Source organism: Streptomyces racemochromogenes (assembly GCF_044129415.1).
Classification (GTDB): Bacteria; Actinomycetota; Actinomycetes; order Streptomycetales; family Streptomycetaceae; genus Streptomyces; species Streptomyces racemochromogenes_A.
In genome coordinates this window covers 45,890-68,058 of record NZ_JBBDHD010000030.1, presented here as the reverse complement: position 1 = coordinate 68,058, position 22,169 = coordinate 45,890, and the positions used below count along the sequence as shown (strand labels likewise).

Here is a 22,169-nt window from a genome sequence, read left to right as displayed (position 1 = left end):
AGTGCCACGCGTCTTCGTGGGCGTCTCCAGTCTCCGGCGCCTGCGGCTGCGGCAGCAATGCACGGATTGACACCCCATCATTGCTCCATACGCAAAAGGCCAGTTCACAGAAGACGGGTGCCCATGGACCTCAACCTGCTGCGCGTCCTGGACGCCCTGCTCCAGGAGAACAGCGTGACCCGCGCCGCCGAGCGCCTGGGCTCCTCGCCCGCGGCGGTCAGCCGCAGCCTGGCCCGGCTCCGCCGCACTGTCGGCGACCCGCTGCTGGTCCGGGCCGGCCAGGGGCTGGTCCCCACCCCCCGCGCCGAGGAACTCCGCGAGGAGGTCGCCGCGTTGCTGCGCGGCTGCGACAACGTGCTGCGGCCCGGCGCGGGGTTCGACGCCGTACACCTGCAGCGCACGTTCACGGTGCAGGCCACCGACCTGCTGCTGGTGGGGCTGGCCGGGAGCCTCACCGAGCGGATCCACGCCGAGGCCCCGCGGGTGGACGTCGTCTTCCTGCCCGAGGCGCTGGAGGGCGGTCCCGGGCTGCGGCAGGGCTGGGTCGACGTCGAACTGGGGGTCCTCGGACACCTGGACCCGGAAATCCGCACCCGGCGCCTCACGCGGATGCCGCTGGTCGGGATCGCCCGCAGCGGCCACCCCCTCTTCGACGGGCGGATCGACGCCCGCCGCTTCGCCGCGGCCGACCACATCGGCATCTCCCGGCTCGGCAAACGCGTCGGCCCCATCGACAGCGCCCTCGCCGCACTCGGCCTGCGCCGGCGGACCGCGGTCGTCGTACCCAGCCACACGAGCGCGATGATGCTCGCCCGCGACACCGACCTCGTCGCGCTCAGCGTGGCCGACTGGCTCCCCGACACCATCTCGGCCATGGGCCTGCGGACGTTCCCCATCCCCCTCGACCTGGAACCCCTGGACCTCGGCATGGCCTGGCACCCCCGCAACTCGGCCGACCCGGGACACCGGTGGTTCCGCGAACACCTCGCGTCCGCCCTCCTGCCCCCGGCCGGGCGGGGCCCCACGGGCGCCAGGCCGTCCCTTCCGGATCGTGCCCGACCCGCGAAGGCCTAGCCCCGCTCCGGGCCGGCCGTGAGGTGGCGGTGGAGGAGTTCGTGTCCTTCGGGCGTGGGGTGGATGCCGTCCGTGAGGAGGTCGGGGCGGCCGTGGAGGGGGGCCCACAGGTCGACGTGGTCGACGTGGTGTTCCGCGCACCAGGCGCGCAGCGACTCGCGCAGGGCCAGGGCGCGGGACTCGGTGAAGCGCAGACCCTCGTAGTCGGCCGTGCGGGACTCGTCCAGCCAGAGGGGGCCGAGCACGACCAGCCGGGCGGCGTGCTCCCGGGCCGTGGCCGCCAGGGAGGCGAGGTGGCCCGCGACCCGCGCCGCCAGGTCGTCCGGGCCCCGGTCCGGGGCGGACAGGGGGACGGCCGAGTCGTTGATGCCGGCGGCGACCAGGAGGGTGTCCGGGCGGCGCGCGGCGAGGAGGGCCGGCGTCTGCTCGGCCACGTCGGCCAGGGTGCTGCCGGGAACGGCCAGGTTGAAGAGCCGGTGGTCGTGCTCGTTCGCGGCGATGTGACGGGTCGCGAGGCGGGCCGCCCAGCCGCCCCGCGGATCGCAGCGCCCGTACGCGATGCTGTCGCCCGCGATCACGATCCGCGCCGCCGGCCGCAGCGGGTCCGCGTCCAGGTAGGCCCAGGCGTCCTCCCCCGAGGAGAGCCGCACCCGCCGCCGGACGTAGTCGTCCACCTCGTAGGCGTCGGCGGCGGCCAGCTCCTCGTCGGTGAGGTGGAGGACGGCGCCTTCGACCGTGGAGCCCAGCCGGCACTCCAGGGCCAGGTGGACGTCGAGGCCGCTGGCGGCGATCACGTCCGGGTCGGTGATCTTCAGAGGCCGCGTCGCGTGGCCGGCCAGCGAGGCCGGGGAGCTCGGCACGGTCCGGCCGAAGAGGGCGGTCTGGACGCGCTCGTCCCGCAGCGTGCCGAAGGAGAACAGGGAGTGGTGTCGTGACGCGGTCACCGTGGGGGCCGGGGCCTTTCTTCAGCGGATGATCATCACGTCACCCTATCGGCCGGCCGGCCGGCCGGTGTTGATCAGGCGTTGATCGGACGTCCATCGGGCCCGTCCAGGATCGCCGCATGTCGATGAACACCACCACCACTGCCCCCGCCTGGTACGACCTCGCCCTGTGCGCCCAGACGGGTCCGAGCTTCTTCTTCCCGGACCCGGGCTCCTCCCTCCAGGACGCGAAGCGGCTGTGCGGGGCGTGCGAGGGCAGGGTCGCGTGCCTGGAGTACGCCCTCGCCAACGACGAGCGCTTCGGCGTCTGGGGCGGGCTCTCCGAGACCGAACGGCTGGCGCTGCGCCCCCGGGGCTGAGCCCTCAGCCCTTGCGGGCGGCCATGCGCGCGGCCCGCGCGGCCAGCCGCTCGTCGAACTTGCGCGCCTCGGAGTCCAGCCCGTTCATGAAGAGCCCGAGCTCCTCCTGGGCCTTCCGGCCCTCGGGGCCCAGCCCGTCGATGTCCATGATCTTGAGGAAGCGGATCACGGGGCTCAGTACGTCGTCGTGGTGGATCCGCAGGTTGTAGACCCCGCCGATCGCCATCTGGGCGGCCATCCGCTCGAAGCCGGGCATGCCGTGTCCGGGCATCCGGAAGTTGACGACCACGTCGCGCACGGCCTGCATCGTCTGGTCCGGGGCGATCTCGAAGGCCGCGGCCAGCAGGTTCCGGTAGAAGATCATGTGCAGGTTCTCGTCCTGCGCGATGCGGGCCAGCATCCGGTCGCAGACCGGGTCACCGGACTGGTGGCCGGTGTTGCGGTGCGAGATGCGGGTCGCGAGCTCCTGGAAGGCCACGTACGCCACGGAGTGCAGCATGGAGTGGCTGTTGTCGGACTCGAACCCCTCCGACATGTGCTGCATCCGGAAGGCTTCCAGCTTGTCCGGGTCCACGGCGCGCGAGGCGAGCAGGTAGTCGCGCATCACGATGCCGTGGCGGCCCTCCTCGGCCGTCCAGCGGTGCACCCAGGTGCCCCAGGCGCCGTTGCGGCCGAAGAGCGTGGCGATCTCGTGGTGGTAGCTGGGGAGGTTGTCCTCGGTCAGGAGGTTGACGACCAGCGCGATCCTGCCGATGTCGGTGACCTTGGACTGCTGCGGGTCCCAGGCCTCGCCGTCCTCGAAGAAGCCCGGGAAGTTCCGGCCGTCGCTCCACGGAACGTACTCGTGGGGCATCCAGTCCTTGGTGACCTTCAGATGGCGGTTGAGCTCCTTCTCGACCACCTCTTCCAGCGCGTACAGCAGCTTGGCGTCGGTCCACGCCTCCGAGCTGCCGAGGTGGGGAGAGGTGATCGTCACGGGTACTCCTGGGGACAAAGCGAATTACCTACGGTTCCGTAGCCTACGGTCTCGTAGGTTAAGCGCGACGTCAGGGCCAGCCAAGCCCCAGCCATGGTTCTGTCCGGCTACATCCGGTTATCTATGCAGTTGGAAGGGGTGGCGGGGGCCCGCGCAAAGGTGAGAATCACGCCAGAAGGTGGCCGGCCCCTCCGGCCTTGACGGTCGGAGGGGCCGGGGCGCGGGCGGCGGGGCCGCGCGGATTCAGTCCTGCCAGAGCGAGGCGCGGACCTCCTCGGCCGTGGTCGCCCGCAGCCCCTGCTCCCGGTCGAGCAGCAGCCAGCGGGTGATCCCGACCGACTCCAGGAAGGGCACGTCGTGGCTCGCCACGACCAGCGCGCCCTCGTAGGCGTCCAGGGCCTCGCCGAGCCGGCGCACGCTCGCCAGGTCCAGGCTGTTCGTCGGCTCGTCCAGCATCAGCAGCTGCGGAGCGGGCTCCGCCAGCAGCAGCGCCGCGAGCGCCGCCCGGAACCGCTCGCCGCCCGAGAGCGTGCCGGCCGCCCGGTCCGCCCGGCCGCCCCGGAACAGGAAGTGCGCGAGCCGCGCCCGGATCAGGTTGTCGGAGGCCTGGGGTGCGAACCGGGCCACGTTCGCCACCACCGAGCGCTCGTCGTCCAGTACGTCCAGCCGCTGCGGCAGGAAACGCGCGGGCACGTGCGTGACCGCCTCTCCCGACACGGGCGGCAGCAGCCCGGCGAGCGTGCGCAGCAGGGTCGTCTTGCCCGAGCCGTTCGCGCCGACCAGCGCGATCCGCTCCGGGCCGCGCACCTCCCACTCGCCCGCCGCGCCCGCCCCGTGGGCCAGGCGCAGATCGGTCAGCGTCAGCACCCGCCGGCCCGGCGGGACCTGGGTGGCGGGCAGCCGGATGCGGATCTCGGCGTCGTCGCGGACCGCCTCCACCGCCTGGTCCAGCCGTTCGCGGGCGTCCGCCAGCTTCTCGGCGTGCATCGTGCGGTGCTTGCCCGCCGACTCCTGGGCGGCACGCTTGCGCGCACCCATGACGATCTTCGGCTCGCGCTTGTTCTCGTACATCTTCTGCCCGTACCGCTTGCGGCGGGCCAACTTGACCTGTGCGTCGGCCAGTTCGCGCTTCTGGCGCTGGACGTCGGCCTCGGCGACCCGGACCATCCGCTCGGCGGACTCCTGCTCGGCGGCGAGCATCCGCTCGTAGTCGCCGAAGTTCCCGCCGTACCAGCGGACTTCGCCGTCGCGCAGGTCGGCGATCTGGTCGACGCGCTCCAGCAGTTCCCGGTCGTGGCTGACCAGCACCATCACCCCCGACCAGGACTCGACGGCCGCGTACAGGCGGCGCCGGGCCCGCAGGTCCAGGTTGTTGGTGGGCTCGTCCAGCAGCAGGACGTCCGGGCGGGCCAGCAGCAGGGCCGCCAGCCGCAGCAGGACGCATTCGCCGCCCGACAGCTCACCGACGGTGCGGTCCAGGCCGATCCGGGCGAGGCCGAGCTCGTCGAGCACGGCCAGGGCCCGCTCCTCCACGTCCCAGTCGTCGCCGACGGCGGTGAAGTTGGCCTCGGTGGCCTCACCCGCCTCGATGGCGTGCAGGGCCGTACGGGCGGAGCGGATGCCGAGGGCCTCGTCCACGCGGAGCGCGGTGTCGAGGGTGGCGTCCTGGGGGAGGTAGCCGAGGGTGCCGGCCACCGAGACCTGGCCCCCGGACGGGACCAGGGCGCCGGCGACCAGCTTCAACAGGGTGGACTTTCCGCAGCCGTTGAGCCCGATCAGGCCGGTGCGGCCGGGGCCGACGGCCCAGTGGAACCCCTCGAAGACGGGGGTCCCGTCGGGCCAGTCGAAGGACAGGTCGGAGCAGGTGACGAAGGTAGGGGCATGACTCATGGAGGCCTCCAGGTTGCGTGGATGGTGCGTGCAACGCGGGGAGACAGCCGACTGTCACGAGGATGAGGGCGTGGTGGCCGGTGTCTCGGACCTCAGAAGAGCAACGTCCTACTCCGTTTCGACGGCGATGGGTCGTCCATGAAGCTACGGGCGGCCGCAGCCGCCCGCAACCGAATAAGACCCGGGCCGTGCCGGGCTCAGCAGGAGCCGCGCATCAGCTGGTCCAGGCTGTGGTCCATGTCCAGGTAGCGGTGCTCCAGCCCCGGCGGGACGAGCTCGCGGGAGCGTTCCAGGAATCTCTGGATCTCGGCCGTGGTCATCAGCACGATCGCCACGCCCTCCGGCGCGTGGAACTCGATCGTCGTCCGGTCCCCGTCGTACGGGCGCACGCGGACGTCCCCGCAGCCGGCCGGGTGCTGGATCCCGGCCATGAGCAGCTCGCGCGCGAAGGTCCACGAGACCTCGACGCCCTCCAGCGTGGCCAGGGCGGGGAAGGCCATGCGGACGGCGAAGGGATCCGAGCGGTCGTAGCAGAGGGTGACGGGGACGGTCTCGACCTTCGGGGCGGTGGCGACCAGCCGTGCCTGCACGGCCTGCTCGATGACAGTGATCAAGGCTCGCTCCCTTGCAGCGGATCTGCTGCCGGGTTGTGGGGTGGAACCCGGCAACCGAATAGACGCCGGAATCGGCAAATCCGTGCAGGCCGGATGACGTGAGCTGCGTCACCGATTGGCCTGATTTCGACGGTGCGATCGCACACCGTGACCGCGGGGGCGGTGCGGGGCGGCGGGCGTCACTCCTTTCCGCAGGCTCCGGAGTGATCGCAATAAGGCTGGTTACCGCTCACTCCACAGGCGCAAAGCACCGCCCTGGTCTCCCTGCGGACCTCGCCCCCGGAGGTGGTCACGCTGAGTTCGCCCCGGAGGAGCAGTTGGCCGAGAGGTGACCGTACGACGGTGGTCGGCCGGTCGCCCTCCTCCGCCGGCCCGGCGGCCAGCCGGTACTGGAGCGCCCCGGACGGGCAGAGCCGGATCACCTCGGCGACCCGCTCCGGTGCGGCCCCGTCCGGCTGGATCCACGGGCGCTTCCCGGTGTCGAACACCTCGGGGAGTCCGCCCACGCACCGCGCGGCGTGCAGGCAGCGGCCGGTGTCGTAGGTGACGGTGATGCCCCGACCCGCGTACGCCCTGGGCTCGTTCGCTTCGTTGGAGGTCATGGGCCCACGGTAGGAACGCGCGGCCGGGAACGCACCCTGGACGGCGAAATACGGGTGCGCCGGCTTCCCGCGCCCCGAGACTTCCGGGGGTCGGCATGCGCGCGGCAGCCCTCCCGGCGGTGGCGACGGCCGCCCGGGCAGGGGCGGACACCCGGGGCGGCGGCCCGGGGGCCCCGTGGTTACGACGGCAGGGTTTCGCGGACCGCCGCGAGGTCGGCGGAGGTCTTCGTGGCGACGAACTCCGTGATCCGGTACTCGCACACCCCCGCCAGCAGGAAGGGGTCCCCGGCCGCGATCTCCTCTATCTCCGCCCGGGAGACCCCGCCCGCCAGGATGACCCCGCCCTCGCGCGGCACCTTGCGCCCCGAGGCGAGGAAGACGCCGGAGGCGTAGTGCCCGTCCAGCCAGGCGACGTGCGCGTCCAGCAGCTCTTCGACGGCTTCGATGGGCGCGGTGTACATGAGCTCCATGACGAACATGATCGACAGGCTACTCTCGCACTCCATGACACGTGTGAAGACCCCCTCCGACGAGGCAGAGGCCCGGGCGATACAGGACGAACTCCGTCGGCGCGTGGTGCTCGACGAGCCCGGCCCGGAGCCCGGCCGCGGGCTGGTCGCCGGAGTCGACGTGGCCTACGACGACGCCCGCGACCTGGTCGCGGCCGCCGCCGTCGTCCTGGACGCCGCCACCCTCGACGTCGTCGCCGAGTCCACCGCCGTCGGACAGGTCAGCTTCCCGTACGTGCCCGGGCTGCTCGCCTTCCGCGAGCTGCCGACCCTCCTCACCGCCCTGGAGGCGCTCCCGGTCACCCCCGGCCTCGTCGTCTGCGACGGCTACGGACTCGCCCACCCGCGCCGCTTCGGCCTCGCCTGCCACCTCGGGGTGGTGACGGGCCTGCCCAGCATCGGCGTGGCCAAGAACCCCTTCACCTTCACCCACGCGGAACCCGGCGCCCCGCGCGGCGAGAGCGCCCCGCTGCTCGCCGCCGACGGCTCCGTCGTCGGCCGGGCGCTGCGCACCCAGCACGGGATCAAGCCGGTGTACGTGTCCGTGGGCCACCGCGTCTCCCTGGACAACGCCTGCGCCCACACCCTGGCACTGAGCCCCCGCTTCCGGATCCCCGAGACCACGCGGCACGCGGACTCCCTGTGCCGGCGCGCCCTGCGCGAGGCCATCGGCGGGGCGGCCTGAGAGGCCGTCACCCACCGGACGGTCCGCCCGGGCCCGCCGACACCGACGACCGCGACCGGCGCAGGGCCGGTGGCGCCGGGCGGCCGTGCCGCCGCCCCCGCGGCGCGGACCGGTGACCCGCCGGCCCGGCGCCCCATGCCCGTGCCCGGCCTCGCCGCGCTGTCACACCCGGCCAGTGATGCACCGGGCGCACGCCGCCGGCCGGACTGGGGCGGCACCCGAGGCCGTCGTGCGCCCGGGGAGGCGCGCCGCCGTCGTGAGCCGTGGGCGGGGTCGGAGGCCGTCGTGCGCCCGCTCGGCGGGCCCGGCGAGGCGCGCCGCCGCCGCCGTGGCGCCGCCCCGCCCCGCCCGGCCCGGCGGGGCCCGGCCCGGCGGGGGAGGAAGGGGCCTACTAGGACTCCGCTGCCGCCCGGAAGCGGATGCCGGCCTTCTGGAGGCGGGTCAGCAGGGCGTCGCCCATCGCCACCGCCGTCGTCAGCTGGCCGGAGGCCTCGGGCAGGGCGTCGTAGGCGAGGCACAGCGCGGACTCGGCCAGCATCTTCGCGGTCTCCCCGTAGCCCGGGTCGCCGCCCGACACCTCGGTGAACACCCGTCGTCCGCCGCCCTCCCCCACGAAGCGGACGGTGAACCAGCTGCGGGCGCGCCGCTCCGCGTCCGGGCCGGTGCCGGGCTCCCAACGGGCCATCAGCCACCGCCGCGTCGCCGGGACCTGGGCCAGCGCGGCCACCGCGCCCAGGGCCGCCGTACCGCCCAGGGCGACGGGCAGATGCCGCACCGAGGCGTAGTGCCGGTAGCGGAAGTCGGGGCCGTAGCGCTCCAGCGCGGCCGCCGACCGGGTCACCACCCGGGGGTCCAGCGTGGGCAGCGGCAGCGCCCAGGTGCCGGTCTCCCGGCTGAACCGGGGGGCACCCACGGGTCCGCGCACCCGGCGTCCCGGCAGCCGCGGCTGGTACAGCCTGCGCTCCCGCGCCGCCGCCAGGGTCTGGGGGCCGCGCCCCAGGGCGGTGAGGGCGGAGGCCAGCGTGCCGCCGGAGGCCAGCGCCGAGGACCGGACGAACCCGTCCACCCGCAGCGGCTCCCCGGCCGGCAGCAGCCCCACGGTGAAGTACGCCCCCAGGTCGGCGGGGACCGAGTCGAACCCGCACGCGTGCACCAGCCGTGCCCCCGTCTCCCGGGCCCGCGCGTCGTGCGCGACGTACATCCGGTCGACGAACTCCGGCTCCCCGGTGAGGTCCACGTAGTCGGTGCCCGCCCCGGCGCAGGCCGCGACCAGCTCCGCCCCGTACCAGACGTACGGCCCGACGGTCGTGGCCAGCACCCGCGTCCGGGCGGCCAGTGCGCGCACGGCCCGCGCGTCGGTGGCGTCGGCTTGCAGCAGCGGCAGGCCGGCGCAGGCCGGGTCCAGGGCGGCCAGCCGCTCCCGCAGCCGCTCCAGTTTCCCGAGGTCGCGCCCGGCCAGGGCCCAGCGGCAGTCGGCCGGGGCGTGGCGGGCCAGGTACTCGGCCGTCAGCGCCCCGACGAACCCGGTCGCGCCGAAGAGCACGAGGTCGAAGTCCCGTTCGGGACGGCTGCGGTGGACGTGCTCGTACATGGAACGTTCCTCCCGGCTGGTGTGGGTGGCTGAGGCTAGCGTGGGAGCCGAGTGTCCGTGCGAGCAGGTGTGACCTGCGGTAAGGGGAAGGGTTCGGCGGAGCCGGGGAGATTGCGCCAATCGGCTAAGCGCTTGCTCTTGTGCTGAGTGGGCCGCCTTCCTAGCATCGCTGGTGTTACATCAGTTGTGTCACACACGCACCAGGGACGCTGGGGGCCCGATGACAGAGGCGAAGACAGGGACCGGCCCGCTCGCCGGGGTGCGCGTCGTGGAACTGGCGGGCATCGGGCCGGGGCCGTTCGCCGCCATGCTCCTCGCCGACCTGGGCGCGGACGTGGTCCGCGTCGACCGGCCCGGCGGCGGCGGGCTCGCCGTCGACCCGGCCTACGACGTCACCAACCGCAACAAGCGGTCCGTCCTGGTCGACCTGAAGTCCGACGGGGGCCCCGCGCGGGTGCTGGAGCTGGTCGAGCGGGCCGACGTGCTCATCGAGGGCTTCCGCCCCGGCGTCGCCGAACGGCTCGGCGTCGGTCCGGCGGAGTGCCTGGCCCGCAATCCGCGGCTGGTCTACGGCCGGATGACCGGCTGGGGCCAGGAGGGCCCGCTCGCCCACACCGCCGGGCACGACATCGCGTACATCGCCGTCACCGGAGCCCTCGGCATGATCGGAAGTCCCGACGGGCCCCCGGCCGTCCCCGCCAACCTCGTCGGGGACTACGCGGGCGGCTCCCTCTACCTGGTCATCGGCGTGCTCGCCGCCCTCCGGCACGCCCGTACCCCCGGCGGCGCCGGACAGGTCGTGGACGCGGCGATCGTCGACGGCACCGCCCACCTCACCGCCATGATCCACGGCATGGTCGCGGCGGGAGGCTGGCAGGACCGGCGCGGGGCCAACCTCCTGGACGGCGGCTGCCCCTTCTACGGCACCTACGAGACCTCCGACGGGCTGTACATGGCCGTCGGCGCGCTGGAGCAGCAGTTCTACGACACCTTCGTCCGCCTCCTGGGCATCGCCGACGAGGCCCCCGCCCGCAAGGACCTCGCCCGCTGGGGCGAACTGCGCGAGGCCGTCGCCGCCCGCTTCAGGACCCGTACGCGCGCCGAGTGGACCGAGGTCTTCGAGGGCACCGACGCCTGCGTGGCCCCCGTCCTCTCCCTCGGCGAGGCCCCGCACCACCCGCACCTCGCCGCCCGCTCCACCTTCACCGACTTCGGCGGGATCACCCAGCCCGCCCCCGCCCCCCGCTTCTCCGCCACCCCGACCGCCGTGACCAGCGGTCCGGCGCGGCCGGGGGCCGACACCGCATCCGTGGCCCGCGACTGGGACGTACCGGGCCTGAGCGCGAAGGGCGCCTGATGGAACTGTCCATGCTGCTCGACTACGCGGGCGACCCGCGCCGGGCCGCCGACGAGGCGGCGGCGCTGGAGACGGCGGGCCTCGACGCCGTGTGGGTCGCCGAGGCCTGGGGCTTCGACTCCCCGACGATCATGGGCTACCTGGCGGCGCGGACCGAACGGATGAAAATCGGCTCGGCCATCGTCAACGTCTACTCCCGCACCCCCGCCCTCATCGCCCAGACCGCCGCCGGACTGGACGCGATGTCCGGCGGCCGGGCCCTGCTCGGCCTCGGCGCCTCCGGTCCGCAGGTGGTCGAGGGCTGGCACGGCAAGCCGTACGACAAGCCGCTGGGCCGCACCCGCGAGACCGTCGAGCTGTGCCGGCGGATCTGGCGCCGCGAGACCATCGACCACCACGGCATCACCGACATGCCGCTGCCGCCCGAGCGCGGCGGCCGCCACGGCAAACCGCTGAAGATCCTCACCCGCCCGGTCCGCGACCGGATCCCCGTCTACATCGCCTCCCTCGGCCCGGCCAACGTCGCCCTGACCGCCGAGATCGCCGACGGCTGGCTGCCCACCCTCTTCATCCCGGAGAAGGCCGATGCCGTGTGGGGGAGTGCGCTCGCCGCCGGCGCCGCCAAACGGCCCGCGGAACTCGGCCCGCTCCAGACCGTCGCCGGCGGCCTGCTGGCCATCGGCGAGGACGCGGCGAAGGCCCGCGACCTGGCCCGCCCGCAGATCGCCCTCTACGTCGGCGGCATGGGCGCGCCCGGCCGCAACTTCTACAACGACCTCGCCGTCGCCTACGGGTACGAGGAGGAGGCCCGGAAGATCCAGGAGCTCTACCTCTCCGGCCGCAAGCGCGACGCGGCCGCCGCCGTCCCCGACGAGTTCTGCGAGCTCATGACCCTCTGCGGGCCCGAGGGGTACGTGCGCGAGCGCGTCGAGGCCTTCCGGGAGGCGGGCGCCACCATGCTCAACGTCACGCCCGTCGGCCCCGAGCCGGCCCGGCTGATCGAAACCGTCAAGAGCTGGCTCTAGGGGGACCCATGCAACGCCGCATTTTCGACGCCGACCACGAGGCGTTCCGCGAGACCGTCCGCACCTTCCTCACCAAGGAGGTGCTGCCGCACTACGAGCAGTGGGAGAAGGACGGCATCGTCAGCCGCGACGCCTGGCGCGCCGCCGGCCGGCAGGGCCTGCTCGGCCTCGCCGTCCCCGAGGAGTACGGGGGCGGCGGCAACCCCGACTTCCGCTACGCGGCCGTCCTCGCCGAGGAGTTCACCCGGGCCGGGGCCCCCGGCCTGGCGATCGGCCTGCACAACGACATCATCGGCCCCTACCTGACCTCGCTGGCGACCGAGGAGCAGAAGCGCCGCTGGCTGCCCGGGTTCTGCTCCGGCGAGACCATCACCGCCATCGCGATGACCGAGCCCGGCGCGGGCTCCGACCTCCAGGGCATCCGCACCAGCGCCGAGGACCGGGGCGACCACTGGCTGCTCAACGGCTCAAAGACCTTCATCTCCAACGGCATCCTCGCCGACCTGGTCATCGTCGTCGCGAAGACCACCCCCGAGGGCGGCGCGCACGGGCTGTCCCTCCTCGTCGTCGAACGCGGCATGGACGGCTTCGAACGCGGCCGCAACCTCGACAAGATCGGCCAGAAGTCCCAGGACACCGCCGAACTCTTCTTCCACGACGTCCGCGTCCCCAAGGAGAACCTGCTCGGCGAGCTCAACGGGGCCTTCGTCCACCTGATGACCAACCTCGCCCAGGAGCGGATGGGCATCGCCATGGCCGCCATCGCCGCCGCCGAGCACCTGCTGGAGATCACCACCCAGTACGTCAAGGAGCGCGAGGCCTTCGGCCGCCCGCTCGCCAGGCTCCAGCACATCCGGTTCGAGATCGCCGAGATGGCCACCGAGTGCGCGGTCACCCGGTCCTTCCTCGACCGCTGCATCACCGACCACGCGAACGGCGAACTGGACCACGTCCACGCCTCCATGGCCAAGTGGTGGGCCACCGAACTCCAAAAGCGCGTCGCCGACCGCTGCCTCCAACTGCACGGGGGCTACGGCTACATGACCGAGTACCGCGTGGCGCGGGCCTTCACCGACGGCCGCATCCAGACCATCTACGGGGGCACGACCGAGATCATGAAGGAGATCATCGGCCGCTCCCTCCTCGGCTGAGCCCCGCCCCCGCCCGACTTCCGCCGGAACTCCCCGAAAGGCACGACCTGTGAGCACCGAAGCGTACGTGTACGACGCGATCCGCACCCCGCGCGGACGCGGCAAGGCCAACGGCGCCCTGCACGGCACCAAGCCGATCGACCTCGTCGTCGGCCTCATCCACGCCCTGCGCGAACGCAACGCCGGCCTCGACCCCGCCACCATCGACGACATCGTCCTCGGCGTGGTCGGCCCGGTCGGAGACCAGGGCTCCGACATCGCCCGCATCGCCGCCATCGCCGCCGGGCTCCCCGACACCGTCGCGGGCGTGCAGGAGAACCGCTTCTGTGCCTCCGGCCTCGAAGCCGTCAACCTCGCCGCGGCCAAGGTCCGTTCCGGCTGGGAGGACCTGGTCCTCGCGGGCGGCGTCGAGTCCATGTCCCGCGTCCCCATGGCCTCCGACGGCGGCGCCTGGTTCGCCGACCCGATGACCAACTGGGACACCGGCTTCGTCCCCCAGGGCATCGGTGCCGACCTGATCGCCACCATCGAGGGATTCACCCGGCGCGACGTCGACGAATACGCCGCCCTCTCCCAGGAACGGGCCGCCACCGCCATCAAGGAGGGCCGCTTCGCCGGCTCCGTCGTCCCCGTCACCGACCGCAACGGCCTGGTCGTCCTCGACCACGAGGAGTTCGTCCGCCCCGGCACCACCGCCGACACCCTCGCGGGGCTCAAGCCCTCCTTCGCCGACATCGGCGACCTCGGCGGCTTCGACGCCGTCGCCCTGCAGAAGTACCACTGGATCGAGAAGATCGACCACGTCCACCACGCCGGCAACTCCTCCGGCATCGTCGACGGCGCCTCCCTCGTCGCCATCGGCACCCGCGAGGCCGGCGAACGAAACGGCCTGCGCCCCCGCGCCCGCATCGTCTCGGCGGCCGTCTCCGGCTCCGAGCCCACCATCATGCTCACCGGCCCCGCCCCCGCCACCCGCAAGGCCCTCGCCAAGGCCGGCCTGACCATCGACGACATCGACCTCATCGAGATGAACGAAGCCTTCGCCGGCGTCGTCCTGCGCTTCGTCAAGGACATGGGCGTCTCCCTCGACAAGGTCAACGTCAACGGCGGCGCCATCGCGCTCGGCCACCCGCTCGGCGCCACCGGCGCCATGCTGCTGGGCACCGTCATCGACGAACTGGAGCGCCAGGACAAGCGCTACGGCCTCGTCACCCTCTGCGTCGGCGGCGGCATGGGCGTCGCCACCATCGTCGAACGCGTCTGATCCGTCCTGACCCCTGGTCCCACCTCTCACACGGAAGTAGCGAACATGAGCGAGTCCACCACGATCCGCTGGGAACAGGACGAGACCGGCGTCGTCACCCTGGTCCTCGACGACCCCGACCAGTCCGCCAACACGATGAACCAGGCCTTCAAGGACTCCATCGCGGCCATCGCCGACCGCGCCGAAGCCGAGAAGGACTCCATCCGGGGCATCATCTACACCTCCGCCAAGAAGACCTTCTTCGCCGGCGGCGACCTCAAGGACATGATCGGGCTGCGCCCCGAACACGCGCGGCTGGCCTTCGATACCGGCACCGAGATCAAGCGGTCCCTGCGCCGCATCGAGACCCTCGGCAAGCCCGTGGTCGCCGCCATCAACGGAGCGGCCCTCGGCGGCGGTTACGAGATCTGCCTCGCCTCCCACCACCGCGTCGCCCTCGACGCCCCCGGCTCCAGGATCGGCCTGCCCGAGGTCACCCTCGGCCTGCTCCCGGCCGGCGGCGGCGTCACCCGCACCGTGCGCCTGATGGGCATCGCCGACGCCCTCCTGAAGGTCCTCCTCCAGGGCACCCGGTACAATCCGCAGCGCGCCCTCGCGGCCGGCCTCGTCCACGAACTGGCCGCCACCCCTGAGGAGATGCTGGCCAAGGCCCGCGCCTTCATCGACGCCAACCCCGAGTCGAAGCAGCCCTGGGACGTCCCCGGCTACAAGATCCCGGGCGGTACGCCGTCCAACCCGCGCTTCGCCGCGAACCTGCCGGCCTTCCCCGCGAACCTCAAGAAGCAGCTGAACGGTGCCCCCTACCCGGCCCCGCGCAACATCCTGGCCTGCGCCGTCGAGGGCTCCCAGGTCGACTTCGAGACCGCGCTGACCATCGAGGCCCGCTACTTCACCGAGCTGGTCACCGGCCAGACCGCGAAGAACATGATCCAGGCCTTCTTCTTCGACCTCCAGGCCGTCAACGCCGGCCGCAGCCGCCCGCAGGGCGTCGAACCGCGCCAGGTCCGCAAGGTCGCCGTCCTCGGCGCCGGCATGATGGGCGCCGGCATCGCCTACTCCTGCGCCCGCGCGGGCATCGAGGTCGTCCTCAAGGACGTCACGCCCGAGGCCGCCGCCAAGGGCAAGGCCTACTCCGAGAAGCTGCTGGACAAGGCGCTCGCCAAGGGCCGCACCACCGAGGCCGAGCGCGCCGAGCTGCTGGCCCGCATCACCCCGACCGCCGCCGCGGCCGACCTGGCCGGCTGTGACGCCGTCATCGAGGCCGTCTTCGAGGACACCGCCCTCAAGCACAAGGTGTTCCAGGAGATCCAGGACGTCGTCGCCCCCGACGCCCTGCTCTGCTCCAACACCTCCACCCTCCCCATCACCGGCCTCGCGGAAGGCGTCGCGCGCCCCGCCGACTTCATCGGCCTGCACTTCTTCTCGCCCGTCGACAAGATGCCGCTGGTGGAGATCATCAAGGGCGAGCGCACCGGTGACGAGGCCATCGCCCGCGCCTTCGACCTGGTCCGCCAGATCAACAAGACCCCGATCGTGGTCAACGACTCCCGCGGCTTCTTCACCTCGCGCGTCATCGGCCAGTTCATCAACGAGGGCGTCGCGATGGTCGGCGAGGGCATCGAGCCCGCCTCGATCGAACAGGCCGCCGCCCAGGCCGGATACCCGGCCAAGGTGCTCTCCCTGATGGACGAGCTCACCCTCACCCTCCCGCGCAAGATCCGCAACGAGACCCGCAAGGCCTTCGAAGCCGAGGGCCGCCCCTGGACCGAGCACCCCGCCGACACCGTCATCGACCGCATGGTCGACGAGTTCGGCCGCCCCGGCCGCAGCGGGGGCGGCGGCTTCTACGAGTACGACGAGAGCGGCAAGCGCACCCGCATCTGGCCGGGCCTGCGCGAGCACTTCGCCAAGCCGGACGCGGAGATCCCCTTCGAGGACATGAAGGAGCGCATGCTCTTCGCCGAGGCCGTGGACACCGTCCGCTGCCTGGACGAGGGCGTGCTCACCTCCGTCGCCGACGCCAACATCGGCTCCATCATGGGCATCGGCTTCCCGGCCTGGACCGGCGGCGTGCTCCAGTACATCAACGGCTACGAGGGCGGCCTGCCCGGCTTCGTGGCCCGCGCCCGTGAACTCGCCGCCACCTACGGCGAACGCTTCACCCCGCCCGCCTCCCTGGTGGCCAAGGCCGAGCGCGGGGAGACGTACGCGGACTGACCGGCCACGCCCGTCCGGGCACCGGACATGGAAAGGGGCCGCCCCGGGACGTTCCCGGGGCGGCCCCTCCGCGCGGCCCGGCGTCCGGGATGCGACGGGGCGCGGTGCGGCGCACCATGGACGGGGCACGTGTCCCACTCCGACCGTGCACAGCTGGGGGGAACACCCGTTCACGTGCGAGGAAACGGGGAGACCCATGAAGAAATGCCTGGTGGCGGCATTCGCCACCTCCGTCATGGTCGTCACGCCGGCCGCGCCCGCGACGTCCGCGGCCGCCGCCTCGGCCTTCTGCAACCAGACGACCCCGAGCACCTCGCTCGCCGCCTACAACAAGGACACCGGAGCCGTGGGCACCGGCACCCTGGCGGCCGGGCGCTGGCGCTACGGCTCGAACATCAACGTTCCCGACGGGTACACGCACGGCGTCGCGAGCCGCGACTCGCTGCTGTTCTACAACGCCGACACGGGGGCCGGGGAGAGCGGTACCTTCAGGGCGGGGAAGTACACCCGCGTCCAGACCTACGACAACTTCTCGACGGGGTGGACCCACGTCGTGGCGTCGGGCGACTCGGCCCTCTTCTACAACGCCGACAACGGCCAAGGGGGCACCGGCACGCTCAGGAACGGCCGCTACCACCACGTCCGTTCGTACGACAACTTCAGCACGGGCTGGGACTCCATCGCCGCCTCCTGTGACACGGCGGTCTTCACGAAGTCCGGCGAAGTCGGCTACGGCACCCTCACGGGCGGCGTCTACCAGCACGTGGACGCCAGGAACACCGAAGACCTGGGGACCCTGGTCGCGACCAAGGACACGGTCCTGGCCCTGGAGAACACCGGTTCCCAACTCACGTACCGCGTCGCCCGGGCGACCGGCGGCAGGGTCGGCGGCTTCCGTGACATCGGCACGTCCGGCGTGTGGGACGAGGAGGGCCGCACCGGGGACAGCCTGTTCTTCTACAAGACGGACGGCACGGCGTGGACCTCGAAGCTCAGCGGGGGCACCTACGCCAACGTCGGACCGCTCAACGGCGTCTCCTCCGACTGGTCGTTCATCGCGGGCGGTGTGTGACCCCTCGCGTACGACTCCCGGCAGGTACGAATCCCGTCAAGTGCGGCTCCCGCGGGCGGCGTTCACTCGGTCTCCGAGGCGAACGCCGCCCGCAGCTCCTCCTTCAGCGACCGCTGGAACGCCGTCACCAGGGCCTGCACCACCATCGGCTGCATGTGCGCCGACAGGGCCTTCATCGACTCGATCCGCTCCAGATCGTCCTCGCCCTCGGTGAAGGGCCCCCACACCTCGTCGCGGAACAGCGCGGTCAGCTCGTGCGCCGCCGTCCGCGCGTGCTCCAGCAGGATCCCCCGCGCCACCAGCAGCGTCTCGTGCGCGATCGGCACGTCGAGCAGCGCCACCCCCAGCCGCAGCAGGCCCAGGTCCACCCGGAAGCCCTCGCCCGCCTCCGCGAGCACGTTCATCGCCGCCAGCCGGCGCAGGTCCCCGTCCGGCAGGGCGCGCCCCGCCCGCCGTTCCAGCTCCTCCCGCGACACCTCGCGCGCCGTGTCCGGCGCCCAGGTCGCCACCAGAGCCCGGTGAATGGCCAGGTCGTGCGCGCTCAGGTCGTCGGGGAGCGCGTCCAGGTAGCGCTGGATCGCCGACAGGGTCATCCCCTGGTGCTGGAGCTCCTCGATCAGCGCCAGCCGCGACAGGTGCTCCGGGCCGTAGTGCCCCACCCGGCGGGGTCCGATCACGGGAGGGGGCAAAAGCCCGCGCGTGCTGTAGAACCGTACGGTGCGGACGGTGACACCGGCCTTCGACGCCAGCTCGTCGACGGTGAGCATCGGCTCGGTCGCCCCGTGGTCGGCCATCGTCCGCTCCTTGCTCTCTGCTGCACGGCTTGGGTTCAACAGTATTGCTGTCGCACCAACGATGTGAAACGGCCAGGAGCTGCCCATGACCACGAACCTGCGACTGCCCGGACGTCCCGAAGACCTCACCCTCCCCGCCCTGCTCGCCCGCAACGCCGCCGAGCACCCGGACCTGCCCGCCCTCTCCTGGCGCACCGTGGACGGGGGCGGCGCGGGCGGGGACACGGGCGGGGACGGCTGGGAGACCCTCACCTGGAGCGAGGCCCGCCGCCGCGTCGCCGTCCTCGCCGCCGGATACACCGCCCTGGGCGTCGCCCGCGGCGAGCACGTCCTGCTGATGATGGGCAACCGGCCCGAGCACTGGCTCAGCGACCTCGCCCTCGTGCACATAGGGGCCGTCCCCGTCACCGTCTACGGGACCTCCGCGCCCGAGCAGATCGCCCACATCGCCCGCCACAGCCGGGCCCGCCTGGCCGTCGTCGAGGGCGCCCGCGAGCTCGCCCGCTGGGCCCCGCTGCTGGACGACCCCGCCACCCCGCTGGAGCGCCTCGTCGTCGCCGAGGCCGGCGAGGCCGGCCCGCACACCGCCTACGCCTCCCTCTACGCGAGCGGCGCCCGCCTGCACCGCCCCGACGCCTTCGAGAAGGCCTGGCAGGAGTCCCGCCCCGCGGACCCGCTGACCGTCGTCTACACCTCGGGCACCACCGGCGACCCCAAGGGGGTGCGGCTCAGCCACCGCAACATCCTGCTCCAGTCCGTGCGCCTGGACCGGCACGTGGAGCTCCCCGAGCACGCCGAACACGTCTGCTACCTGCCCTTCGCCCACATCGCCGAGCGGATCCTCGGCATCTACCTGCCGCTGCTGCGCGCCGCGCACGTCCGGCTGGTCGCCGACCCCGCCGCCGTGGCCGCGGCGGTGCGCGAACTGCGGCCCGTGCAGTTCTTCGGCGTGCCCCGGGTCTGGGAGAAGCTCGCGGCCGGCGTACGGGCGGTGCTGGCGGGCCTCCCCGAGGAGCAGCGGCGGGCCATCGAGGGGGCCGGGGACGTGGCCCGCGCCCGGGCCGGGCACCGGGAGCGCGGCGAGGAGGTGCCGGCCGCGCTGGAGGCCTCGTACGCGGAGGTGAAGGAACGGGTCCTGGACCCGCTGCTGCGGCTGGCGGGACTGGACCGGCTGGCCTGGACGGCCAGCGCGACGGCGCCGATGCCGATCGAGGTGGTCCGCTTCTGGGCGGGGTGGGGGATCACCATCATGGACGCCTGGGGACTGACCGAGACCTCCGGCGTGTGCACCGTCAACAGCAACAGCCCCGGCGGCTTCCGGCTGGGTTCGGTGGGCCGGCCGATCGAGGGGCTGGAGCTCCGGATAGCCGAGGACGGCGAGGTCCTCGCGCGCGGCGCGACCGTCTTCGACGGCTACCTGCGGCCCGACGGCACGGTGGAGGGCGCGGCCGACGCCGAGGGGTGGTTCCCGACGGGGGACATCGGGAGGCTCGACGAGGACGGCTTCCTGTGGCTGACCGACCGCAAGAAGGAGCTGATCATCACCTCGAACGGCAAGAACGTGGCCCCGGCCCTGGTGGAGAACACCGTCAAGGAACACCCGCTGATCGGCCAGGCCCTGGTCCACGGCGACGGCCGCTCCTACCTCGTCGCCCTGCTCGTCCTGGACCCCGAACTGGCCCCGGCCTGGGCCGCCGCCCGGGGCATCGAGACGACCACCCTGGCCGACCTGGCCGCGCACCCGGCCGTCCTGGAGGAGACGGCCCGGGCGGTCGAGGCCGCCAACGCCCGCCTCAACCGCACGGAACAGATCAAGCGCTACCGCCTCCTGGCGGAGGAATGGGGCCCGGAGACGGGGGAGCTCACCCCGACCCTGAAGCTCCGCCGCCGGGTGGTCCGGGAGAAGTACGGGGCCCTGATCGAGGGGCTGTACGAGGGGGAGTGAGGCACGGGCCCGCCACCGCCCCGCGAGGGCGGTGGCGGGCGCCCGCTAGCGGCCCACCACCGGGTAGTGGTCCGAGAGGTTCGTGTACGTGTAGGACTTGCCCCAGCTGGTGACCGTCCAGGGGGTCGACTGTTCCCGCACCACGTTGTTCTCCCAGCCCGCCGGGCGGGCGTTGCCCTTGCGGTAGAGGACGTAGTCCAGGTCCTCGCGGGGGTCCGTCGGGTAGCGGTAGTTCGTGATGGAGTTGAGGGCCGTGTCGAAGGAGTACGGGTGGCCCGTGCGTGCGTCGGCCGGGGCCAGGTCGAGGTCGTTGAGCATCGAGGAGTACTCCGCGCTGCGGGAGTCGACGTTCATGTCGCCCGCCACGATGACCTGTTCGCCCGCCGGGATGTTCTTGGCGTCCAGGAAGGCGTCCATCGCCTTGAACTGGCGGCTGCGCATCTGCGCCGCCTCGCCCGCGCCGCAGCCCGGGTCGGTGGACTGGGCGTGCGTGCCGACCACGTGGACCCGGGTGCCGTTGACGTCCAGGACCACGTACGCGAAGCCCTTGTTGGACCACCAGTCGGCGCCGCAGGCGTCCTTGTAGACCACCTGCTCCTTGCGCACGATCGGCCACTTGCTGAGGACCGTGACCCCGCCGTCCTCCGGGGTGGTGGAGGAGTACGAGCCGCCCGTGGCGTCCCAGCCGCTCTTGCTGCGGCCCACGACCGGGGTCTGGTACGGGTACTGGGCGGAGGCGTTGGCCTTCAGCGCGTCCGACGCGCCGTTGTCGAAGGCCTCCTGGAGGACCACCACGTCGTGGCCCTGGAAGAAGGAGGCCTTCGGGATCTCCGCGGCCCGGTGGTCCTGGCCCCAGTTCGGGTACAGGTTCGTGCTCATCAGGAACGTGTTGTACGTCAGGACGCTCAGGCGGGGCGCCGCGGTGGCCCCGGCGGCCGTGGCGGCGGGCGCGGAGGCGAGGGCGAGGGCTGCGGCGGCTGCGGTCGCGGCCACGGCCGTGGCGGCGGCGCGGCTGCGGTGCGAGATCTGCGGCATGGAGGTCTCCATCAGTCCGTGGAATCCCCGGGAATCCTGCGGGGGGAAGATCGACGCCGTCATACAAGCAGCCGCGGTTACTTCGGGGTAACACCCGTGACAAGACTTTCTGTCCGGACCACGACTTCTCGCGCTCGCATAATTGACCTCATGAACCACACGGGTCACATCTCCCCCGAAAGCCCCACCAGGCGCCTCGATCCCGAGCCCCCGCCGCCGGGTGGAGTGCTGTGGAGCACCGCCGGCGACATCCGCTCCCTGCTGACCCTGCCCGCCGCCTTCACCCTGCAGGTGGCCCACCCGGCCGTCGGGGCCGGGGTCGACCGCTACTCGGTCTTCCGCACCGACCCCTGGGGGCGCGGCGAGCGCTCCCTGCGCTCCGTGATGCTGTGGGTCTACGGCGGGGACGAGGCCGTCGCCGAGGGCCGTCGGGTGCGCCGCCTGCACAAGGAGATCCGGGGCACCGACACCCGGGGCCGGCGCTACCACTCCCTGGACCCCGCCTGCTACGCCTGGGTGCACGCCACCGGTTTCCCCGTCGCCCAGTACGCCGGGCGCTACCTGTTCCGCCGCACGACGCCCGAGCAGGACCGCCAGATGTACCGGGAGTGGCTCCAGGTGGGCCGGATCCTGGGGCTGCGCGACCGGGACATGCCGCAGACCGTCGAGGAGTTCTGGCCGTACTACCACCGGATGCTGGCCGAGGAGATCGAGCCGACCAAGGTCGCGCGCGAGCTCGTCTCCACCGATGCCCCCCTGCCCCGCCCGGAGCCCGCCTCGCGGGTCCTGCGGCTGCTGCTGCGGTTCTCCTGGCCGCTCCTGCGCCCGGTCTACCTGCGCTTCCGGGCCTTCGTCACCGTCGGCTACATGCCGCCCGACGCGCGGGCCGCCATCGGCCTGGAGTGGACCCCGGCCCAGGAACGCCGGCTCCGGCGGTTCAGCGCCGCCGTACGTCTCCTCGTACCGCTCCTGCCCGAACGGCTGCGCTACCTGCCGCGGGCCCGCGCCGCCCGGGCGCGGTGGCGCGCCGGGACCCGCTGACGGGGCCCCGGCGCGCGCAGAACC

General features: G+C 72.8%; 20 protein-coding genes. 11 read left to right on the top strand and 9 right to left on the bottom strand.

What is annotated here, in order from left to right:
• The first annotated feature begins 123 nt into the window (after positions 1 to 123).
• Entirely contained in the window at positions 124 to 1,074 is a 951-nt protein-coding gene (locus tag WDV06_RS14650; protein WP_395510160.1) for a LysR family transcriptional regulator, read from the top strand.
• Here WDV06_RS14650 and WDV06_RS14645 read toward each other — a convergent pair.
• Positions 1,071 to 2,018, bottom strand: a complete 948-nt coding sequence (locus WDV06_RS14645) for a GDSL-type esterase/lipase family protein (RefSeq protein WP_395510159.1) — start codon at positions 2,016 to 2,018, stop codon at positions 1,071 to 1,073. The two genes, WDV06_RS14650 and WDV06_RS14645, sit on opposite strands and share 4 nt — an antisense overlap.
• A 119-nt stretch (positions 2,019 to 2,137) precedes the next feature.
• Here WDV06_RS14645 and WDV06_RS14640 point away from each other — a divergent pair, with 119 nt between their 5' ends.
• The gene (locus WDV06_RS14640) at positions 2,138 to 2,377 is read left to right on the top strand and encodes a WhiB family transcriptional regulator (RefSeq protein WP_395510158.1); all 240 of its coding nucleotides are present in this window, start codon (positions 2,138 to 2,140) and stop codon (positions 2,375 to 2,377) included.
• Positions 2,378 to 2,381: 4 nt separating this feature from the next.
• On the opposite strand, the gene WDV06_RS14635 is transcribed toward WDV06_RS14640, so the two are convergent.
• The 5 genes from WDV06_RS14635 to WDV06_RS14615 form a co-directional block, all read right to left on the bottom strand.
• Positions 2,382 to 3,353 (bottom strand): acyl-ACP desaturase, encoded by a 972-nt coding sequence (locus tag WDV06_RS14635; RefSeq protein ID WP_395510157.1) that lies wholly within the window; start codon positions 3,351 to 3,353, stop codon positions 2,382 to 2,384.
• Positions 3,354 to 3,596: 243 nt separating this feature from the next.
• Entirely contained in the window at positions 3,597 to 5,243 is a 1,647-nt protein-coding gene (locus WDV06_RS14630) for an ABC-F family ATP-binding cassette domain-containing protein (protein WP_395510156.1), read from the bottom strand.
• 197 nt (positions 5,244 to 5,440) lie between these two features.
• Complete coding sequence (gene ssgD / locus WDV06_RS14625) at positions 5,441 to 5,857, bottom strand: spore wall synthesis regulator SsgD (protein WP_395510155.1); 417 nt, start codon at positions 5,855 to 5,857, stop codon at positions 5,441 to 5,443.
• A gap of 179 nt (positions 5,858 to 6,036) precedes the next feature.
• A complete protein-coding gene (locus WDV06_RS14620) occupies positions 6,037 to 6,459 on the bottom strand; it encodes a (4Fe-4S)-binding protein (protein WP_395510154.1) in 423 nt (140 codons plus the stop codon).
• A gap of 179 nt (positions 6,460 to 6,638) precedes the next feature.
• The gene (locus WDV06_RS14615) at positions 6,639 to 6,938 is read right to left on the bottom strand and encodes a YciI family protein (RefSeq protein ID WP_395510153.1); all 300 of its coding nucleotides are present in this window, start codon (positions 6,936 to 6,938) and stop codon (positions 6,639 to 6,641) included.
• A gap of 25 nt (positions 6,939 to 6,963) precedes the next feature.
• Between WDV06_RS14615 and WDV06_RS14610 the strand changes: the two genes are divergently transcribed.
• Positions 6,964 to 7,653 carry an endonuclease V gene (locus WDV06_RS14610; protein WP_395510152.1) on the top strand — a complete coding sequence of 230 codons (690 nt, stop codon included), beginning with the start codon at positions 6,964 to 6,966 and terminating at the stop codon, positions 7,651 to 7,653.
• 391 nt (positions 7,654 to 8,044) lie between these two features.
• Here the strand turns inward: WDV06_RS14610 and WDV06_RS14605 are convergent, their stop codons facing one another.
• Positions 8,045 to 9,244: a saccharopine dehydrogenase family protein gene (locus WDV06_RS14605; protein WP_395510151.1), complete on the bottom strand. Its 1,200-nt coding sequence runs from the start codon at positions 9,242 to 9,244 to the stop codon at positions 8,045 to 8,047.
• 220 nt (positions 9,245 to 9,464) lie between these two features.
• Between WDV06_RS14605 and WDV06_RS14600 the strand changes: the two genes are divergently transcribed.
• From WDV06_RS14600 to WDV06_RS14575, 6 genes are all read left to right on the top strand, one after another.
• Positions 9,465 to 10,601: a CaiB/BaiF CoA transferase family protein gene (locus tag WDV06_RS14600; protein ID WP_395510150.1), complete on the top strand. Its 1,137-nt coding sequence runs from the start codon at positions 9,465 to 9,467 to the stop codon at positions 10,599 to 10,601.
• Positions 10,601 to 11,626: an LLM class F420-dependent oxidoreductase gene (locus WDV06_RS14595; protein WP_395510149.1), complete on the top strand. Its 1,026-nt coding sequence runs from the start codon at positions 10,601 to 10,603 to the stop codon at positions 11,624 to 11,626. The genes WDV06_RS14600 and WDV06_RS14595 overlap by 1 nt, the downstream gene beginning before the upstream one ends.
• A gap of 8 nt (positions 11,627 to 11,634) precedes the next feature.
• Positions 11,635 to 12,777: an acyl-CoA dehydrogenase family protein gene (locus WDV06_RS14590; protein ID WP_395510148.1), complete on the top strand. Its 1,143-nt coding sequence runs from the start codon at positions 11,635 to 11,637 to the stop codon at positions 12,775 to 12,777.
• 49 nt (positions 12,778 to 12,826) lie between these two features.
• Positions 12,827 to 14,041, top strand: a complete 1,215-nt coding sequence (locus WDV06_RS14585; RefSeq protein WP_395510147.1) for an acetyl-CoA C-acetyltransferase — start codon at positions 12,827 to 12,829, stop codon at positions 14,039 to 14,041.
• A 45-nt stretch (positions 14,042 to 14,086) separates the two neighbouring features.
• Positions 14,087 to 16,258, top strand: a complete 2,172-nt coding sequence (locus WDV06_RS14580; RefSeq protein WP_395510146.1) for a 3-hydroxyacyl-CoA dehydrogenase NAD-binding domain-containing protein — start codon at positions 14,087 to 14,089, stop codon at positions 16,256 to 16,258.
• A 211-nt stretch (positions 16,259 to 16,469) separates the two neighbouring features.
• Positions 16,470 to 17,330 carry a hypothetical protein gene (locus WDV06_RS14575; RefSeq protein ID WP_395510145.1) on the top strand — a complete coding sequence of 287 codons (861 nt, stop codon included), beginning with the start codon at positions 16,470 to 16,472 and terminating at the stop codon, positions 17,328 to 17,330.
• Positions 17,331 to 17,392: 62 nt separating this feature from the next.
• Here WDV06_RS14575 and WDV06_RS14570 read toward each other — a convergent pair whose 3' ends face one another.
• Positions 17,393 to 18,124 carry a MerR family transcriptional regulator gene (locus WDV06_RS14570; protein WP_395510144.1) on the bottom strand — a complete coding sequence of 244 codons (732 nt, stop codon included), beginning with the start codon at positions 18,122 to 18,124 and terminating at the stop codon, positions 17,393 to 17,395.
• 85 nt (positions 18,125 to 18,209) lie between these two features.
• Here WDV06_RS14570 and WDV06_RS14565 point away from each other — a divergent pair, with 85 nt between their 5' ends.
• Positions 18,210 to 20,069, top strand: coding sequence for an AMP-dependent synthetase/ligase (locus WDV06_RS14565; RefSeq protein ID WP_395510143.1), 1,860 nt, complete (start codon positions 18,210 to 18,212; stop codon positions 20,067 to 20,069).
• 45 nt (positions 20,070 to 20,114) lie between these two features.
• Here the strand turns inward: WDV06_RS14565 and sph are convergent, their stop codons facing one another.
• On the bottom strand, positions 20,115 to 21,104 hold the full coding sequence (gene sph / locus WDV06_RS14560) for a sphingomyelin phosphodiesterase (protein ID WP_395510142.1): 990 nt from the start codon (positions 21,102 to 21,104) through the stop codon (positions 20,115 to 20,117).
• 150 nt (positions 21,105 to 21,254) lie between these two features.
• Between sph and WDV06_RS14555 the strand changes: the two genes are divergently transcribed.
• Positions 21,255 to 22,145, top strand: a complete 891-nt coding sequence (locus WDV06_RS14555; protein ID WP_395510141.1) for an oxygenase MpaB family protein — start codon at positions 21,255 to 21,257, stop codon at positions 22,143 to 22,145.
• The last annotated feature ends 24 nt before the right edge of the window (positions 22,146 to 22,169 follow it).

Bases quoted from the DNA above. Each gene is read 5' to 3' on its own strand.
- WDV06_RS14650 (WP_395510160.1), top strand. From the start codon at position 124: ATGGACCTCAACCTGCTGCGCGTCCTGGACGCCCTGCTCCAGGAGAAC.
- WDV06_RS14640 (WP_395510158.1), top strand. From the start codon at position 2,138: ATGTCGATGAACACCACCACCACTGCCCCCGCCTGGTACGACCTCGCC.
- WDV06_RS14630 (WP_395510156.1), bottom strand. From the start codon at position 5,243: ATGAGTCATGCCCCTACCTTCGTCACCTGCTCCGACCTGTCCTTCGAC.
- WDV06_RS14620 (WP_395510154.1), bottom strand. From the start codon at position 6,459: ATGACCTCCAACGAAGCGAACGAGCCCAGGGCGTACGCGGGTCGGGGC.
- WDV06_RS14615 (WP_395510153.1), bottom strand. From the start codon at position 6,938: ATGTTCGTCATGGAGCTCATGTACACCGCGCCCATCGAAGCCGTCGAA.
- WDV06_RS14610 (WP_395510152.1), top strand. From the start codon at position 6,964: ATGACACGTGTGAAGACCCCCTCCGACGAGGCAGAGGCCCGGGCGATA.
- WDV06_RS14605 (WP_395510151.1), bottom strand. From the start codon at position 9,244: ATGTACGAGCACGTCCACCGCAGCCGTCCCGAACGGGACTTCGACCTC.
- WDV06_RS14600 (WP_395510150.1), top strand. From the start codon at position 9,465: ATGACAGAGGCGAAGACAGGGACCGGCCCGCTCGCCGGGGTGCGCGTC.
- WDV06_RS14595 (WP_395510149.1), top strand. From the start codon at position 10,601: ATGGAACTGTCCATGCTGCTCGACTACGCGGGCGACCCGCGCCGGGCC.
- WDV06_RS14590 (WP_395510148.1), top strand. From the start codon at position 11,635: ATGCAACGCCGCATTTTCGACGCCGACCACGAGGCGTTCCGCGAGACC.
- WDV06_RS14580 (WP_395510146.1), top strand. From the start codon at position 14,087: ATGAGCGAGTCCACCACGATCCGCTGGGAACAGGACGAGACCGGCGTC.
- WDV06_RS14570 (WP_395510144.1), bottom strand. From the start codon at position 18,124: ATGGCCGACCACGGGGCGACCGAGCCGATGCTCACCGTCGACGAGCTG.
- WDV06_RS14565 (WP_395510143.1), top strand. From the start codon at position 18,210: ATGACCACGAACCTGCGACTGCCCGGACGTCCCGAAGACCTCACCCTC.
- sph (WP_395510142.1), bottom strand. From the start codon at position 21,104: ATGCCGCAGATCTCGCACCGCAGCCGCGCCGCCGCCACGGCCGTGGCC.
- WDV06_RS14555 (WP_395510141.1), top strand. From the start codon at position 21,255: ATGAACCACACGGGTCACATCTCCCCCGAAAGCCCCACCAGGCGCCTC.